Source organism: Bradyrhizobium sp. CCBAU 11434, from assembly GCF_028128895.1.
Taxonomy (GTDB): Bacteria; Pseudomonadota; Alphaproteobacteria; order Rhizobiales; family Xanthobacteraceae; genus Bradyrhizobium; species Bradyrhizobium zhengyangense.
In genome coordinates, this window is the sequence record NZ_LBJX01000065.1 from 1 (window position 1) to 15,884 (window position 15,884).

The window sequence follows — 15,884 nt, forward strand, 5'->3', positions numbered from 1 at the left end:
AAGCGTGCAGACGTCTTCCTGTCTGCAATCCTCCTGGCCGCCGCGATCACTTGGTGGATCAATTGAGTCCGGACCCTAGTGCGCCAGCTATATGACCCTGGAGACTATCGCGTCATTGCGCGATGATGATGCCATCAGCCCTCCAGCTGACGGCCCCGGCTATCGCCGGCGAACGCGGCGACTTCGCCGCCAGCCACCCCATTTTTGAGAGGCACAATTGTACCTCGAACCTGCAACCAGACCGTTATGAGCGGCCGCCTTCCAGCGGCGCTCGCTGATTTTATTGCGCATTCGTTCGGGTTAGACCGCATTTTTGACTGCTCGCTCGGGCTATTTTGCTGCAAAACTGGTGCGCTTAAGGTCCCGACGTTAAAGCGCGTGACAGAATGCGTGCCCTGCGCATATGCCACTACCCCGGCGCGTCATCGCCGCGTCGGTGCCCGATGTGCGATCGGAGGTCGTGTTCCCGGCGGTGGTGAAGCTCGGTAGAGCAAAGCCGCCCTGACGCGCGCCCCCAAATAGTGCCGTAGCAGGCGGGCCGCTTTGCGGTGGTCACCGGCAATTCGCCGGTAGGATCGGGTTGCGACACGCCAACGCAACCGAGGAACCACCGATGACCGACGACATGATGAACCTCCGCACGCTCGTGGAGAAGACCCCTGATGCCGATCTATTGCGCGAGATGATCGGCTTTGCCGCCCAGCGGCTGATGGAGCTCGAAGTGGAAGGCCAGACCGGGGCGGCCTATGGAGAGAAGAACCCGGAGCGTCTGGCCCAGCGCAATGGCTACCGCGACTGGATCTCGGAGACCCGTGCCGGCACGGTCGAGCTGCGCATCCCCAAGCTGCGCAAGGGCTCCTACTTCCCGGGCTTCCTGGAGCCGCGCCGCATGGCCGAGAAGGCGCTCACTGCTGTGGTGCAGGAAGCCTATGTGCCGGGCGTCTCGCCCCGCTCGGTCGACGACCTGGTGCAGGCGATGGGCATGACCGGCATCTCCAGGAGCCAGGTCTCGCGGCTGTGCGCGGAGATCGACGACAAGGTGAAGGCGTTCCTCGCCCGGCCGATCGAGGGCAATTGGCCGCTGTGGATCGACGCCACCTATGTGAAGGTGCGCCAGCAGGGGCGCATCGTGTCGATCGCGGTGATCGTCGCGGTCGGCGTCAACAGCGATGGCCGGCGCGAGGTTCTCGGCATGGACGTCGGGCCCTCCGAGGCCGAGACGTTCTGGACGGCATTCCTGCGCAAGCTCGCCCGCCGCAGCCTGCGCGGCGTCAAGCTCGTCGTCTCCGACGCCCACGAAGGCATCAAGGCCACCATGGCCAAGTGCTCAACGCCACTGGCAACGTTGCCGCGTCCACTTCATACGCAACGCGCTGGCGCACGCCGGCAAGAGCGGGCGGCGCGTTGTGTCCGCCTTCATTGCTACAGCGTATGCCCAGGACGATGCCGGGGCCGCACGAAGCCAATGGCGCAAGGTGGCCGACCAGCTCCGCCCCAAGCTGCCCAAGTTGGCCTGCTTCCTGGACGAGGCCGAGACCGATGTGCTGGCCTACATGACATTCTCGCCGCAACATCGGACCAAGCTGCACTCGACCAACCCGATCGAGCGCCTCAACGGCGAGATCAAGCGGCGCACCGAGGTGGTTGGCATCTTCCCCAACGAGGACGCCACCGTCCGCCTCATCGGTGCGATCCTGCTCGAGCAGAACGACGAATGGGCCGTCCAGCGCGCCCGTTACATGACGCTAGAAACCATCGCGCCCTTGAGCGATGATCCAACCGTCAGCCTTCCGGCCATCGCCAGCTGATCAGCCCGGCCCATGCCGGCGAACGCGGTGACTCGCCGCCAGCTACACCACGCGCAGGGACACGATCGATCGGAGCATTTCGTAGGTGAAATGGCGGTGACCGATCGTCTTCTCCGAGCCGACAGAAGACATGATCGGTAAGGTTGACCGGTTAGGTTAAATTACAGGTCCAGTTGCCTAGGCTGCGAACCTCGCTATTGGTTCCTTATGGGCAACAAGCAATCCAAGCCTTCAACAAGTCGGTCGCCGACGGCGGCGCTCAGTCGCATGCGCGAGGAAGTGCTCAGGCTGAGGCGGGAGCTCGAACTCGAACAAGCCCGAGCCGATGCGATTGCAGCTCAGCGACACGATGATTTGAGACAGACCAAATAGGCCGGCGCTCCCCCCAGCACGATCGCAGATTAGTCCTGCCTCTCGGGAGTCTTTTTGTCGTCGCCCCTGCGCATCGCGCAGACAACTCTGTGGGCCAAGACCGCATGATCGGCGCCATCCCGGTCTGACGTATTCCCATCGCTTGCCGGCGCTCGCAGTCCCAAACGTTCGGAAAAAGATTTGAGGGTCAGCTTCGGCTTGAGGCGCACACCACCACGGCGCAAAAAGGACATAGGTGTAATCTCATGCAAAAAGCCAAGTTTAATGGCTGCGACGCAGCCGTCAATCCAGTCGAGCGTCAAAAGAAGACTATCGTCAGCTCCGCTTTCAGCGAACGAAGGTGCGTTGAGCCAGCTCCATCGTCTCACCCATTGTCTGCCCAAGCACGGTTGGCGCTCGCTGCGGAGGCAGGCTTCTTGGTCCCCTTACCCGTCGGCCCGAGCGAGTAGACATTGTATTCGCCCTGCTCCGAGACGGCGTATTGATAGGGCCGTCCCCACGGATCGAGCAAAGTCTTGGCGTTCTTCAAATAGGGACCATTCCAGCGAGGCGCTTCCGGCGTTGCTTCAACCAAAGCCCTTAATCCAGCGCTCGCGCTCGGATAGGAGCCATTTTCCACATAGTACATCTCGAGCGCCGTGTTGATGTTCTCGATCTGGAGCTGTGCGGACTGGGTCTTCGCCTTTCCGAAATAGCCCATCACTTGCGGCGTTGCCATGGCGGTGAGGGCGGCAAGGATGCCCATCACGACGAGCAGCTCAAGCAAGGTATAGCCGGCCATCCCAGGCCGGCGCCTTCCATGACGAAGCTTTCTGATGCGCTGTGGCGCGGAAAATCTTTTCGTGTCGACGCTCATGATGCCCCCAAGCAGGTACCCTTGCACTTCGGGGTATCCTCATCACGCCTCGTGTTCACCGGGTTAATGGAATCGACGACTTCGAGCCAGTCTAAATACGGCCGTAGAAAAACGGTGAGAATGCATAGCCGCACGAAAGCCGGGCGTTAAGCTTTTCGGCAAGTTAATGCCGCTCATGAACCAAGGGGATCGGCCGTCAAGCTTAACCGGCGAGTTCATTTGTATCGAAATCCGGCTGCTCCTATAGATCTGCTCCATAGATCGAAAAAGCCGAAGTTCGTTATTTAAGCGGGAGAATTCGACTTGCAGCGCATCAATATATCCAAGAGCATTGCACGCGACCCGATCGAGAAATCGTTGTGTTTGCGCTATGAAGAGGTTCTCGCGCTCCGCGAGGCCGTACGGAAGGCGAGTTCGACGTCGACGACGAAGAGGCTAAGGCGCAGCGGCAACAAACGGGCGGGTGTAAACAGCAAGTGAGGTTGGAGTTTGCGGGCAGCTTTGACCGATACTGGTGACGCGTTCCCAGTGATCATCGGCTGATGCGCAGTCCCGTCCCGATCCTTCTGCGCACAGACCCCATATCAATTGCAGCGATTGAGGCTGCGCAACCGCGGACCGTCGAACCAAATCAGACGACATCGCGTCACGTCGGGTAAGCCATAGGGATCACGCGCCCACCTTCCATAGATCGCGTATTCACCGTAACCGAATGGATAGTCGTAACTGTCATCCAGCCTGCTGTAGACGTAACTTGGGACGGGATAAGAGAGGTCTGGCGTCACCAAGGTCACCACAGGGGGCGCGATCCGTGCAAGGCGCGCATAATATCCGTATGCGCTGTGCCAATGCGGCTTGCGATAGAGTCTCGCACCGTCGCCCGCTTCGGCAATGGAAGGAGAGAGCATTGCCATGATCGCGACAGCGGCTCCAGTAAATATCGTGGCTTTCATCGATCTCCTCGCTCCGTTCGCCCTCCCCTTTGGCGCAACGATGAGCAGTCTACCCCACTCTCGGGCTAGGCGAGTACTGCTCGCCGGTGACGTGGTTAAGCCTTCGAGCGCGCCGCGACCAATAGAGGCCGGTTAACGCCAGGAGCCCAATGCTCGGACCGGATTTCCGCCGCGAAAACTATGGACGCTTCGGGCTTTGCCCTGCATAAGCGAGGAATGACTAGATCGATTATCACAACCGCGCTTGCCATTGCCGCCTGGGCCGCGGTGTCCCTGATTGGTTATGCCACGCTGACCAGGGTGCAGTTCATTTATATGGTCTATGGCAGGATCAGACCGTTCCTTTTCGGGGTGGATATCCCGACGTGGGCGCATTTGGAGCACGCCGTCGCCTTTCTGACACTCGGTACGCTGTTCGCATTGGCCTACCCTCGGCGCACACTGATGGTTTGTGTGATCGTGATCGGAAGCGCCATTATCTTCGAGTTACTTCAGACATTGACCCCCGATCGCCACGGCACCGTCTTCGACGCGTCTGAGAAGATCGTCGCAGGCTGCGCGGGCATTGCCGCAGTCAGACTCGCTCAGTTCATTTTGACGGCTAAGAAGGAGGGGTGAGACTAGCGCACATCCAACGATTGCGCCTATCCCAGCACATAGCTCATCGGATCGAACACCCACGCCAACCAAAGTCCAACGGCGAGATGGGGGCCGAACGGAATGGCATGCCGGCCATCGACTTCATAGCGTGCCGATCTGAGCAAAAAGGCGCTGGCGAGCGCCGAGACGACTGCGATCAGGAGCAGTGCAGGAAGCGAGCGCAGGCCGATCCAAAACGTAGCGGCAGCAAGGAATTTCACGTCACCAAAGCCAAGCCCATCATAGCCGCGAACCCAGCGATAGACCGCGCGAAAAGCGGCCATCGCGATCGCAACGATGATGACTTCCGCGATGCGGTACATGACCTCATCCGGATCCAGAAGAAAGACCCCCGCCAAACCGCAAGCAGCCATCGCGCCGACAAGCTTGTTCGGGATGATGCCAAAACGAGCATCAATTGCGCAGATGGCCGCCAAGAGGGTGGCGAGCGCAACGGACAGTGCGAAATAGGCAATCCGCTTCTGGTCGACTTGACCGCTCAGGAGGATCCAGAACAATCCGAAGACCAGGAGCCAGACGACAAGCACCTGGTCCTGGTAGGGCTCGCGGCAAACCAGAGAGCGCGTCAGGTAGTGGCCGGTGCGCGTCGCCGTTTTGCGCAGCTCCGCGATCATTTCAGGACGGTCAGCGGTAGACTCTGCCGTTCACCGTCGGCATCGAGCACAATCTCGTTCGGCTTGACCTCAGAGAGCCGCCAACCCGACCATTGCTCATTCAATACGATCCAAATTCCCGCCGGGTTCTCCGATGAGGTCAGGAACGCCTTGGCTCGCTCGCCATCCATGAAGACGCCCCTGAGCGCGACGCTGGGGTCGAGCATCATCCGGGTCGGCGCCACGGCCTCGGCGGTCGCCGGAGCCGGCGTGGTCGGTAGGCTCTGGCGATTTCTGGAGAACAGCGGCCGCTGCATGATATTCTCATAGCTCCCGATCCGGCTTTCCTGGCGTGCTGGGGCCGCTGTTCCCCGGCCCTCCCACGTCGACTGGCTGGCGACGGCAATCTCCAAAGCGATGATGGTCGCGACCGGCGTCACGACGGCAACGCCGATCAACGCGACAAGTCCGATCAACAGGCCCCGCCTTGGCGGGGTGATTGCCATCAGCTCGCGACGGCTCGGAAAATCGTTGCGCAAGAACAATCGCAAGGCCACCGACTCGATCAGTTGGCGCGGCGCGGGGATCTCTCGCAAGAGCTGCCTAGCTTGGAATGGCGTTCCGCTCATTGGCTTGCCGCCCTTGCGGCCTCGCCGGGCCGGTTCTCGCTCAGTAGCGGGCCTGTCGGCGGGCCTCCCGGATTGCGCAGGGCACCCTCGATCGTCAGGCTTACCCTCATCCGACTGTCGTCGCCATCGCCAAGCGAACGCAGCGAGAAATCCGTAATGAAGAGAAATGGCGTCTGTGTCTCGACGGAGGAGATAAGCTCCCGCACCCCGGCAGACGCTCCTTCGAGCTCGAGCCGTACTGGGATTGCACGCCATTGCGCCGCCTGCCGGCCCGGCAGTCCGCGAATGGTTTGGATCACGAGACCCCTGGCGCTTGCTAGAGCCTGCAGGCCCGCCTGAAGATCGGCGCTAGCTACCCGCTCTTCCGCCGCCGGCAAATAGGGATCAATATCAGCCGTTGTCGTTTTGGCGAGCCTTGCGGCGTCATTCATAACTCGCTGAATCTGGGCGAGCTGTGCCGCATTGTCGATAATGTCGTCATTACGCTCGCCAAAATGCGCAATGAGTGGCCCCAGGATCAGGATACCGATCGTCAGCACGATTGCGCCATTCAATCCCGCGAATCGGAGGCGCCGCTTGAGAAGCCCGTTGCTATTCATGACTCCGGCCTCTGCGCCATCTTGTTGGTACGCCCCTCCCCGATCTTGCGTACCTTCACCGTCATGCGGAAGCGGTCCTTCCGCTCATTTGCGTCCGGGGTAATCGGACCGGCGAGAGTTGCGCCGGCAAAAACCCGGGAGGCATCCAAGGCACGCACGAGCCGGGCAGCATCCGACGACAATCCCGCAAGGCTGACCACGGCTCCGGTAATCCGAAGTTCGGTGAGGAAGGTATGGTCCGGAATCACGCGCGACAGTTCGTCCCAGATCGCCAGGCTACCCGGCTCGGCCTTGAGCGCGATGAGGCGAAGCGGAACGCCGGCGCCCTGTGATCTGTCCTGGACCCCCTGTTTGGCCTCGTAAAGCGCATCTTCGAGTTCGCCTGCACGGATCGATTGCCACGTTTCGACAGAAATTAAGGCAAGAGCGAAAGCTGCGACCAGCGCGATCGCTAGCGTGCGGATCGCGCGAAACGCCCATGGCGGATCCTCGCGCTGCCCGGCACCGAAAGTGACGACGCTGAGAGGCGTGCCGCTCGGCTGCTTCGCGGCGATGAAATCGATGTCCGAACTTGGCCAGCCGAGTCGGACAACCTCGGACTCCGCGCGATCCTTCGGAATGATCCAATGACGAAACTCCAGCACGTCCGCGCGCGGCGCTTCACCCACCGGCGTTGCACCATGCCAGATCTCCACTGGCTGGAACGGCGTGCGATGGACGATCTCCTGTGCCAGGATCCGCGTCAGGACACCGAGCTCCGACTGGGGCACCTTGAGCTCGCGCTGGAAGAAGCAATCGGCTGCCAGTGCGACGCCAATCTGCACAGCTTCACGCTCGCATCCCATTTCAGCAAGCCAGGCCTCGATCTGCGGACGGCCAGGACTGCCAGCCGCGAACCGCTTCTCATGCACGCCCGATGGGGAGACCAGATGACCAGTCAAGGCGCCCTGCTCGTCCCATATGAACAGGCGAGTAGCCGTTTCCGCTTGCAGCAGATGCCGCCAGGCTTGCGGGGTGCATTCCCGCAGCTCGTTCAGCCACCAGCGCGCAAACTGTCGCCACGCCTTAGTCAGCGTGCCGAGCCGTTCGAACCGTGCCACCGTGACGTCGGTCATCGGTTTGTCTTCCCACCAATCCGAGCTGTCGATTCGGCGATCCTATTTACTAAATCTTTACGGGAGGTAACGCCGGTTCCGATCCGCGGGGAGTCAGGACCCCGGCTGATTGCGGAGGGCGACAATTGCCGCAGGGCCGTTCCGCCCCGGCTCCTCGAATTCGAAGCCGACCTCGACGAGCAGAGGCAGCCGCTCCGCCTTGATCCAGTCGTTGCGCCATGCCGGGTCGGCTTGCGCGCTGGATACGCCGAAATAGCGAAAGTGGACGCCGCGGAGACCTTTCAAGACAACCGTCGAGACCAGCGGCGACTTGCGCTCGCCATCTTTCGGCGCCCCGAAGACGTCGAGGATCAGTTCGTCGCCGGTGCGGCGAATGCGAATGTCCTGCAGACCTCCCGGCAGGGCGCGCCCCTCGCTCAGCGAGACGAAACGCATTCCCTCGCGCCCGCCCTCGAACAGAACACCCCCGCCCTGCAAAGGATTCGCCGTCGGCATCGCCGAGGCGATTAAGCAACGCAAGCTTTCGACTGCGGAGTTTGTTTCGATTTCCATGCCATTGCGACGATCCGCATCAAACGCCCGGATGGCTGTTGACAACCCACCAACGATAAAGCCCGTCAAGAGGGCCAAAAGTGCAAGCGAGACCACGAGCTCTATCAACGTGAGCCCACGTTCACCCTCGCGCCCGGCCGCCGCGCGCATCGTCCGGCAATGTCGCCGGCACCTCACTGCGCGGCTCCCTGAGCGAATTTCAGAGCCGCCAGTCTCGTCTCCAGTCCGCCCTCCGCCTGCACGACAATCTCGACCCATATCGGCACGATCTGAGACTTCGGCCCGGGCGTAGCGCCTTGCTGGCGCGCGTTTCGGAGATCTACGACCGTGGCAATCTCCTGCCAATGATACCGTCCGATGCGCCCCTCACGACGCCCGTTTTTTAGTGAAGTGGTCCTTCCTGCAGCTTCAAGCCTGGATTCGGCGATCCGGTCGAGGATGTGCTTGGTTTGAAGTTTGGCGTCGGAGCGCAGGGCTGCTGCGATGCCGGCGGTCAAAGCTCCTAGACCGATGGCAAGCACTGCGAATGCCACCAGCACTTCGATCAACGTGAACCCACGTTGACGCAACAGCCGGGCATTGCCGGTCGTCAGTCGGCTCCGAGTGAAGTGAGCCGGCATCATTCAATCCTCGGCTCACCAGTGAACCAGTTGACGATGATCCGTTCCTTTTGCCCCTTGTAGCTGAGCAGGATCTCGCCGCCGCTAGACTGACCATCCGGATAGAACCGCAGCCCGCCGACGCGGCCCCGCCGCTCGGTTTCCGCAACCGTCAGACCGATCTCCATCCCGCTGGGCAATTGGCGCATGGCGTCGACGACGCCGAAGCGCCCGTTCCGCGTATCCACGTCGACCACAATTTCTGCATTGCGGGCCCGCGCCCGGCTTCTGGCAAGCTGCAGCGTCGCCGCGATCGCGCGCGCCTCCGCACCGGTGCGCGCGGCTGCCGATCTCGGCTTGGCGGCTAGGACTGAAACGACGACGAGCGCCATGATCACAAGTACCACGAGCGTCTCGATTAGCGTGAACCCCGCCGAGCCGGCGTCAGAGTGCCTCATTGATAAGCTAGATTGTTGATGGAGAGGACCGCGCTCATCACCTGGAGGATGAGAGCCCCGACGAGACCGCCGATTCCTACCGTGAGGAGCGGCGTAAGCAGTCCGACGAGTTGCTCGATCTTGTCTTGGACTTCGGTTTCCAAATTGGCGGCAACGCGAGCCAGCATCTTTGCCAATTGGCCGGTCTCCTCACCAACCGCGACGAGGCGGATGGCGGCCGGAGGCAGCAAGCCAGCTCCGTCGAGAACCTGGCTCAACGCTTTTCCCTCCGGCACGCGACCGATCGCTTCTCCATAGCGAGCTTTAAGATGTCGGTTACCTACCAGGGATAGCGCTGTTTGCAGCGCCGTCATGAGCGGCACTCTTGCGTCGATCAGGCTGCCTAAAGCGCGGGCAAATAGTCCGGCTTCGCGACGCTGAATGACGGTACCGACGACCGGCAGGCGGCATTTGAGATGATCGACCTTCCTCATCATCGAAGCATCACCGGCGATCCTGCGGTAGAGGACCAGGCCGGCCGCGGTCAGCAGTCCGAGCCAGATCAGGAGCTTAGGCCAGCGCTCCGGGAGATCGGCGAGGGCCGCCAGAATGCCCGGCAGTGGCAGACCTGCATCGGAAAAGATCGGCAACAGATTCGGAATGAGCACCAGAACGATGACAGCGATCGATACCAGCGACATCATCAACAGGACGACGGGATAAACCAGAGCCGCGCGGATCTTGTTTCGGATCTCGACCCTTCGCGCCAGCATCTCGCTGATCTGCGTCAGCGCCTGGGAGGTTTTTCCTCCGGCTTCACCGCCAGCCAGGATGGCGACATAGTCGGCGGGAAACACGTCGGAGCGGCGCGCCATGGCCTCCGAAAGCTGGAGGCCGGCCAAGATATCCTTGAGCAGACCATTGGCGAGGCCAATCTGTTTGCGCGATGCTCCGGGACCGGCCAACACCCGAAACGACGCATCGACGGGCACTCCCGAGCTGACCAGTGACGCCAGCTCGGCCGTGAATGCAGACAGCTCCTTCAGTCCGATCCGTTCCGAGCGCATCCAGCCTCCTGCCGGTGCGTTCCCCTCGTCCGAATGCGCCTTCGCCGACGCACCATCTTCGCAGAGCGTCGTTTCCACCGGCGTAAGCCCGGAGCTGTAGAGCGCTTCGATCGCAGCCTCCAGCTCGTCGGCAACAATCTTCCCCGACGTGACGATGCCTTGGCTGGTGTAGGCGCGATACTGGAACGTGGACACCCAAAGCTCCCTAGCTCGTTCGCGAGACCCTGAGCACTTCCTCGATGGTCGTCTCGCCCAATGCCACCTTGGCGAGACCACTCTCATACAGCGTGTGGAAGCCGCCCCCCCGCGCCCGCGACGTCAACGTCCGCTGATCATCGCTTCTCCTGCCGATCGCTTCCCGCATCTCGTCGTCGATCACAAGAAGCTCCACAACACATGTGCGTCCCTGATAGCCGGTGCCATGACAAGCTGCGCAGCCTACCGCCTCGCGCGCGCCCGACCAGTCGAACTCGAAGCCGTCCGGCACAGGCCAACGCAACCGCGCCGGGGCCTCGGCACGATAGGCCGCGGGCCGCGCGCAACTCTGGCACAAGCGGCGGACCAAGCGCTGGGCCATGACACCAGCGAGGGTCGATGCGAGCAAGTAACGCTCAATGCCAATGTCGATAAGACGGGTGATAGCGGCAACAGAACTGTTCGTATGCAGGGTCGAGAAAACCAGATGTCCGGTGAGTGAAGCCTGTACGGCAATGCGAGCCGTCTCCAGATCACGTATTTCGCCAATCATGATGATGTCGGGGTCCTGACGCAGGATCGAGCGAAGTGCGGCAGGAAAATCGAACCCGATCTGAGGCTGGACCTGAATCTGATTGATGCCACCGAGCTGGTATTCGATGGGATCCTCGACGGTGAAGAGTTTTAGCTCCGGGCGGTTCAATTCCTTCAGCGCCGTATACAGCGTCGTGGTCTTGCCACTTCCCGTCGGGCCGGTCACCAAAATGATACCGTTCGGCAGCGACATCAGTCCCTGCAGTTTAGCTTGAATGGACCGGTCGAGGCCGAGCTTGGAAAAGTCGAGTTCGACCCTGGTGCGATCGAGAATTCTCAGGACAAGGCTTTCGCCGAATGCGGTGGGCAGCGTCGCCACGCGGACGTCGATCTCGACGCCTCGAACTGCCGTCTTGATTCGACCGTCCTGTGGTAACCTCCGCTCGGCAATGTCGAGCCTCGCCATGATCTTGATTCGGGTGGTCAGCGCGGCCTTGAGCGTGGACGGAACGACACGTTCTTGCTGGAGAAAGCCGTCGAGCCGAAGGCGAACCAAGACCGCATCACGTCCTGGTTCGATGTGAATGTCGGATGCCCCGCGTTCAACCGCGCTTGCGATGATCTGGTTCACCAGGCGGATGATCGGCGCCTCATTGGCGATGTCGCGAAGACGCTCGACGTCGATTTCATTTCCGTCGATCTGGCTCCCGGTGATTGCGCTGGGATCGCCGTCGACGGACTGCGGTGCTGCGTCCTGATAGAGCTTGCGGAACGCGCGCTCGATCTCGGCGGGCGCGATGACGGCGAGATCGACACGACAGCCGAGCATATAGCTGATCGCCCTACGCCCCTCCTCGTTGAGGGGGTCGACTGCGGCCAGCACCAGGGAATTGTCGTGCGCCGAGATCGGCAGAGTACGGCTGGCTTTCAGAAAGGGCAGTTTCAGACGATCTGGGAGAACCGGCTGCAACGGAATGTCGGCCGGTTGAACGAGCGGAAGGCCGCAATAATCGGCATACGCCGCGCAGAGATCCGCCTCAGAGATGAGTCCCAACTTGACGAGGACAACGTCGAGGCGCTCGGACGTGGCATCCGAAGCCCGTCTCGCCCGGGCAACTGCGCCGGCGTCGACGAAGTCTCCGCGGATCAGCAGCCCCGCGAAAGCATCGGCGAAGCCGTCGTCTAGCGGTCCCAACACCATGGCTGGGCCGGCCGCCGGCGCAGCCTGGCGTGTCTGTGTCTGCATATCGCCTGGCATTGGCTCGAAGGTCCCGATCTTAAACGCGGACCACGACGCTAAAGCGTTTTTGTTAAGGAAGGCTTTTCACACTTTATTTGCCATTTTCATTTACCAAGCGGCAACCAATGCGGCTGACAGACCATCATACCTTGCAGACAAGGTTCAGGCCGATTGTGCCGGCCCATGGACGCGGTTGCCCCGCTCGCCGCGGCTTCGCGCTCGTCACGGTGATCTGGGGACTTGGCCTGCTGACTCTGCTCGGAACGGTCGTGATCGTGGGCGCACGCTACCGAGCCAAAACTGCTGTGGCCGATGGTATGGTCGCCTCCACGGCTGCAGCGGCGGAAAGTGCAGTCAATCTGGCCATCTCGGTCGTTCTTGATCCCCTGCCGGGCCCGAGCTTTCCGCGTCGCTGCCGCTTGCCGGAAGGCGAGCGCGTCGACATTGCTGTCGAGGAGGAGATCGGTAAGATCGATCTCAATGCTGCCAATTTGCCCACGCTCGAACGCTTCTTCGTCGGGCTCACGCGGGACAAGGCACTGGGAAGCAGGATTGCCCAGAACATCGTCGACTTTCGCAAGCCTCCCCAGCCCAGTAACGCCGCCGGGCAAACCAGGAACTCCGGTTTTTCGACTATCATGGAGCTTGATCGAATCGACGGCATTTCGCCTTCGATATTCCGCGCAGCCGTTCGCTTCACCACGGTGCTGTCCGGGCGCGTGGAGCCTGCGCCCGAAGCAGCAACGGCTGACTTGCGCATTCTCATGAATCTCGATCCCAGCCGACCGGCGCGCCGGCGGCCAGCCCTGCCTGGTAATGTGACAATCAGGGCCGACGTGAGCGCGCCCGACGGTTCACGCTACATCCGGGAAGCGCTGGTCACTTTTGGAGCCGCGTCGGGACAACCCTACGCCATCCGCGAGTGGCGGCGCGGCGACGTGGTCGGCGAGCCTGCGACACGGTCCGACGGCGAGGCACTGCAGAGCTGCTTCAGGCTCTGACTGCCGACCGGCGAAGTTCCCGCCCCTCACCCCTTCGAACGAAGGACCTGTTGCGGGCGCGAATTTCTTGCGGATTCTTCGAGGCGCTCACGTTCCTCCGCGACCGCGGGTCCCGGCTCCATCACCGTGCAGCCCTTCGTGCGCTGCAGATCCGTCAAGGCATCGAGCCGTCGGCGTTCATCGACCAGTTGCTTGGGCGCATCAAGCGGAAATCTATCAGAATCATAGCCGGCCAGCGATCCCGCGGCGAGCCAATATTCAAGGCGCGCCGCCCGTCTGACCGAATAGCGGAACGAGGCGGCTATCGCGTTGCACGACATGGATTCATCGACAGGCAGCAGCATATAGGGCGATGGCGGATCAATCACTAAAGGCTGGTCGGTCGCGCAGCCGGCCAACAGAAGTGGCAAAGCGCAGACCGTCCCCCACCAGCAGACGAGGAGAGTGGAGCGTCTCACGGCGTCACCAGACGTTGCGCCGTATTGTACGGTGCACGTTGGCGCGTCGAAGCGTGCGGCATATAGACGTTCATTTTGCGCCGATATTCCTCGGTGACTAACCGGCTTTCCGTGCCATCGCGAACCACTTTCGGAGTGATCAGGATGACAAGCTCGGTCTTTTGAACCGAGTCCTTTCGATTTGCGAACACCGCTCCGAGTCCAGGGATATCTCCGAGGATTGGCAACTGGTTGCTGCTCTTGCTCGCGCTATCCTGGATCATGCCGCCGAGCGCCAGCACCTCGCCATCACTCACGACAACTGTCGTCTTAACGCGTCGCTGCTGAATGGTTGGAGAATCGATGTTTGAAGTCGTCGTCTTCACGACACTACTAACTTCCTGCTCGATATCGAGCTGGACACGCCCGCTCTCATTAATCCGGGGCGTCACCGAGAGAATCACGCCCGTGTCCTGCATCGTGATGGAATTCACGATTGCCGTCTGGGAGGTGACCGTGCTCGTAGCCGTCTGCGTCGTGATCGGGACCTGATCGCCGATTTGGAGGCGCGCCGTCTTGTTGTCGAGCACCATCAGCGACGGGGTCGAAATGATGTTGACGTGAGTCAGGGCGTTCAATGCGGTAAGGGTCGCCGCGATATTGGCGGTATTGACTGCATAATTGAACCCGGGGAATGCGGCTGCCACTCCGCCGGTGAGCGCATTGGTAAAAGTCGCAGTCGGGGTTCCCTGCTTGGCAAATTGCCACTGCAGGCCGAACTGAAGATCGTCGTTGAGAGTGACCTCGGCGATCACGGCCTCGATCAGGACCTGGCTGGCCACAACATCGAGCCCTTGCACAACACGCAACACACGCTGGTAATCGCGATCATTCGCCATGATCAGCAGCGAGTTCTTGGTTTCATCGGCAACGATCTTCATGATCGGCTCGGGAACGCCGTTCGATGCAGAGCCGTTGTCGGCCATGTCGGTGGCCTGAGTGTCAAGGTCATTGTTGAAAGAACGCGACGCTCCCTGCGGATCCGCCGTCTTTCCCAACCCGGCTTGCATCGCGGGGTCCGAAACACCCGTGCCAACGGATGAAGCTTTCATCGAGTCGCTTGCGAAGGATACCTGTTTGGATTTTGGCGAGACGTTACGGTTTGTCGGGCGCACGACCTTCATCTCTTGCGAGAACATGGACTGAAGGATTCCGGCAAGTTCAGCGGCTGTCCGGTTCTGGACCTGATAGACGTGCAATTGCGGTTCTGTGCCGCTTGCGCGGGCATCAAGGCGCCGGATCCAGGATTGCGCCCGCGGCAGATAGCTTGGATTGGAGGTCACGACCAGGATCGCACCAAGCCTCGTATTGGCGATGAACCGCACCCGTCCCTTCAGGGGTCCTTCCTTATCCGAGGCAAATACCGCCTTCAGCTCGTCGACCATCTTGTCCGGCTGGGCGGCCTTGACGGGCACGACGGCGAAAGACATGCCCTTCATCACATCGACATCAAAGATGGAAACCGAGTCGAGCATGCTGTCGATTTCGGCTTGTGAGCCCTTCAGCGCGATAATGTTGCGTGCGTCATCGGCCTGAACGATGGCCCCCTTCGGTACCATTGGCTCAAGCACCCGCGCCACCTCAGTGGCAGCGACGTATTTCAGCTGCACGATGCGGACGCTACTGCCCGTGACCGCACTGTTGGTGGCATCGCGGACGGTGCTTACAGCCCCGGTCGCGGCCTGGTCGGCCGGAGCGATCCGGTAGATACCGCGGTTTTGTACCAGTACCGCGCCGATCGGCGCGATAGCCGTCTGGAAGAGCTCGAGGGCATCTGTCTTGGAAACCGGGTTGCTGGTCTGGACCGAAACAACCCCGTCGACCCGAGGGTCGACGACGTAGTTGACGCCGATCAGATCGCCCAAGACCGTCTTGGCGGCCTGCTGCAGGGGAACATTGGCCAGATTGAGGACCACATTGCCGTCGGCTGCCGCGGAGCTCGTCTTGGCGGCCGTCGAGCCGATCATTCGACCATCGCCCCCCTCAACGCTGGCGACCGCCTTGGACGAGGGGCTGGGGAGCGCAATTGCGCCCGTCGGCATTAGATCCTGAGCGTTCGCCTCTAAGGATACCGGCTGGCCGGATAGCTTGGGCTGAGCGTTCAAGGTCGGACTGACGATTCCAGGGGCGCCACAGCCGGCGACGAGGCCTGCGAGCAAGCAAACCACAGAACCCGT

At 61.3% G+C, this 15,884-nt stretch carries 16 protein-coding genes and 1 pseudogene; 3 read left to right on the plus strand and 14 right to left on the minus strand.

All coding sequences use genetic code 11. The features are described from left to right. Window positions 1–613: 613 nt before the first annotated feature. Window positions 614–1,808, plus strand: a pseudogene (locus XI06_RS13980) (IS256 family transposase). Between the two features lie 401 nt (window positions 1,809–2,209). Here XI06_RS13980 and XI06_RS13985 read toward each other — a convergent pair. The 3 genes from XI06_RS13985 to XI06_RS13995 all read right to left on the minus strand — a co-directional run bounded on the left by XI06_RS13985 (window position 2,210) and on the right by XI06_RS13995 (window position 3,989). Then, window positions 2,210–2,482 carry a hypothetical protein gene (locus XI06_RS13985; RefSeq protein WP_271605592.1) on the minus strand — a complete coding sequence of 91 codons (273 nt, stop codon included), beginning with the start codon at window positions 2,480–2,482 and terminating at the stop codon, window positions 2,210–2,212. A gap of 62 nt (window positions 2,483–2,544) precedes the next feature. Then, the gene (gene gspG / locus XI06_RS13990; RefSeq protein WP_237874022.1) at window positions 2,545–2,961 is read right to left on the minus strand and encodes a type II secretion system major pseudopilin GspG; all 417 of its coding nucleotides are present in this window, start codon (window positions 2,959–2,961) and stop codon (window positions 2,545–2,547) included. Window positions 2,962–3,620: 659 nt separating this feature from the next. Further along, window positions 3,621–3,989 carry a hypothetical protein gene (locus tag XI06_RS13995; protein ID WP_271605593.1) on the minus strand — a complete coding sequence of 123 codons (369 nt, stop codon included), beginning with the start codon at window positions 3,987–3,989 and terminating at the stop codon, window positions 3,621–3,623. A 216-nt stretch (window positions 3,990–4,205) separates the two neighbouring features. On the opposite strand from XI06_RS13995, the gene XI06_RS14000 reads away from it, so the two are divergent. Further along, window positions 4,206–4,607 (plus strand): VanZ family protein, encoded by a 402-nt coding sequence (locus XI06_RS14000; protein WP_271605594.1) that lies wholly within the window; start codon window positions 4,206–4,208, stop codon window positions 4,605–4,607. 26 nt (window positions 4,608–4,633) lie between these two features. Here the strand turns inward: XI06_RS14000 and XI06_RS14005 are convergent, their stop codons facing one another. The 9 genes from XI06_RS14005 to XI06_RS14045 all read right to left on the minus strand — a co-directional run bounded on the left by XI06_RS14005 (window position 4,634) and on the right by XI06_RS14045 (window position 12,227). Then, window positions 4,634–5,263 carry a prepilin peptidase gene (locus tag XI06_RS14005; protein WP_271605595.1) on the minus strand — a complete coding sequence of 210 codons (630 nt, stop codon included), beginning with the start codon at window positions 5,261–5,263 and terminating at the stop codon, window positions 4,634–4,636. Next, complete coding sequence (locus XI06_RS14010) at window positions 5,260–5,700, minus strand: hypothetical protein (protein WP_271605596.1); 441 nt, start codon at window positions 5,698–5,700, stop codon at window positions 5,260–5,262. Before XI06_RS14010 ends, XI06_RS14005 begins: the two co-directional genes overlap by 4 nt. A 167-nt stretch (window positions 5,701–5,867) precedes the next feature. Continuing rightward, window positions 5,868–6,470 carry a type II secretion system protein GspM gene (gspM, locus tag XI06_RS14015; RefSeq protein ID WP_271605597.1) on the minus strand — a complete coding sequence of 201 codons (603 nt, stop codon included), beginning with the start codon at window positions 6,468–6,470 and terminating at the stop codon, window positions 5,868–5,870. Next, on the minus strand, window positions 6,467–7,585 hold the full coding sequence (locus XI06_RS14020) for a PilN domain-containing protein (RefSeq protein ID WP_271605598.1): 1,119 nt from the start codon (window positions 7,583–7,585) through the stop codon (window positions 6,467–6,469). The genes gspM and XI06_RS14020 overlap by 4 nt, the downstream gene beginning before the upstream one ends. Before the next feature lie 93 nt (window positions 7,586–7,678). Then, window positions 7,679–8,287 carry a prepilin-type N-terminal cleavage/methylation domain-containing protein gene (locus XI06_RS14025; protein ID WP_271605599.1) on the minus strand — a complete coding sequence of 203 codons (609 nt, stop codon included), beginning with the start codon at window positions 8,285–8,287 and terminating at the stop codon, window positions 7,679–7,681. A gap of 23 nt (window positions 8,288–8,310) precedes the next feature. After that, window positions 8,311–8,760 (minus strand): type IV pilus modification PilV family protein, encoded by a 450-nt coding sequence (locus XI06_RS14030; RefSeq protein ID WP_271605600.1) that lies wholly within the window; start codon window positions 8,758–8,760, stop codon window positions 8,311–8,313. Continuing rightward, window positions 8,757–9,194: a GspH/FimT family pseudopilin gene (locus XI06_RS14035; RefSeq protein ID WP_271605601.1), complete on the minus strand. Its 438-nt coding sequence runs from the start codon at window positions 9,192–9,194 to the stop codon at window positions 8,757–8,759. Before XI06_RS14035 ends, XI06_RS14030 begins: the two co-directional genes overlap by 4 nt. Beyond that, window positions 9,191–10,435, minus strand: coding sequence for a type II secretion system F family protein (locus XI06_RS14040; RefSeq protein WP_271605602.1), 1,245 nt, complete (start codon window positions 10,433–10,435; stop codon window positions 9,191–9,193). The genes XI06_RS14035 and XI06_RS14040 overlap by 4 nt, the downstream gene beginning before the upstream one ends. A gap of 10 nt (window positions 10,436–10,445) precedes the next feature. Continuing rightward, on the minus strand, window positions 10,446–12,227 hold the full coding sequence (locus tag XI06_RS14045) for a GspE/PulE family protein (protein WP_271605603.1): 1,782 nt from the start codon (window positions 12,225–12,227) through the stop codon (window positions 10,446–10,448). 107 nt (window positions 12,228–12,334) lie between these two features. On the opposite strand from XI06_RS14045, the gene XI06_RS14050 reads away from it, so the two are divergent. Next, complete coding sequence (locus XI06_RS14050; protein WP_271605604.1) at window positions 12,335–13,210, plus strand: type II secretion system protein GspK; 876 nt, start codon at window positions 12,335–12,337, stop codon at window positions 13,208–13,210. Window positions 13,211–13,236: 26 nt separating this feature from the next. Here the strand turns inward: XI06_RS14050 and XI06_RS14055 are convergent, their stop codons facing one another. Together XI06_RS14055 and gspD are read right to left on the minus strand one after the other, a co-directional pair. Then, on the minus strand, window positions 13,237–13,554 hold the full coding sequence (locus XI06_RS14055; RefSeq protein WP_271605605.1) for a hypothetical protein: 318 nt from the start codon (window positions 13,552–13,554) through the stop codon (window positions 13,237–13,239). 110 nt (window positions 13,555–13,664) lie between these two features. Further along, window positions 13,665–15,674 (minus strand): type II secretion system secretin GspD, encoded by a 2,010-nt coding sequence (gene gspD, locus XI06_RS14060; RefSeq protein ID WP_271605606.1) that lies wholly within the window; start codon window positions 15,672–15,674, stop codon window positions 13,665–13,667. Window positions 15,675–15,884: the final 210 nt, after the last annotated feature.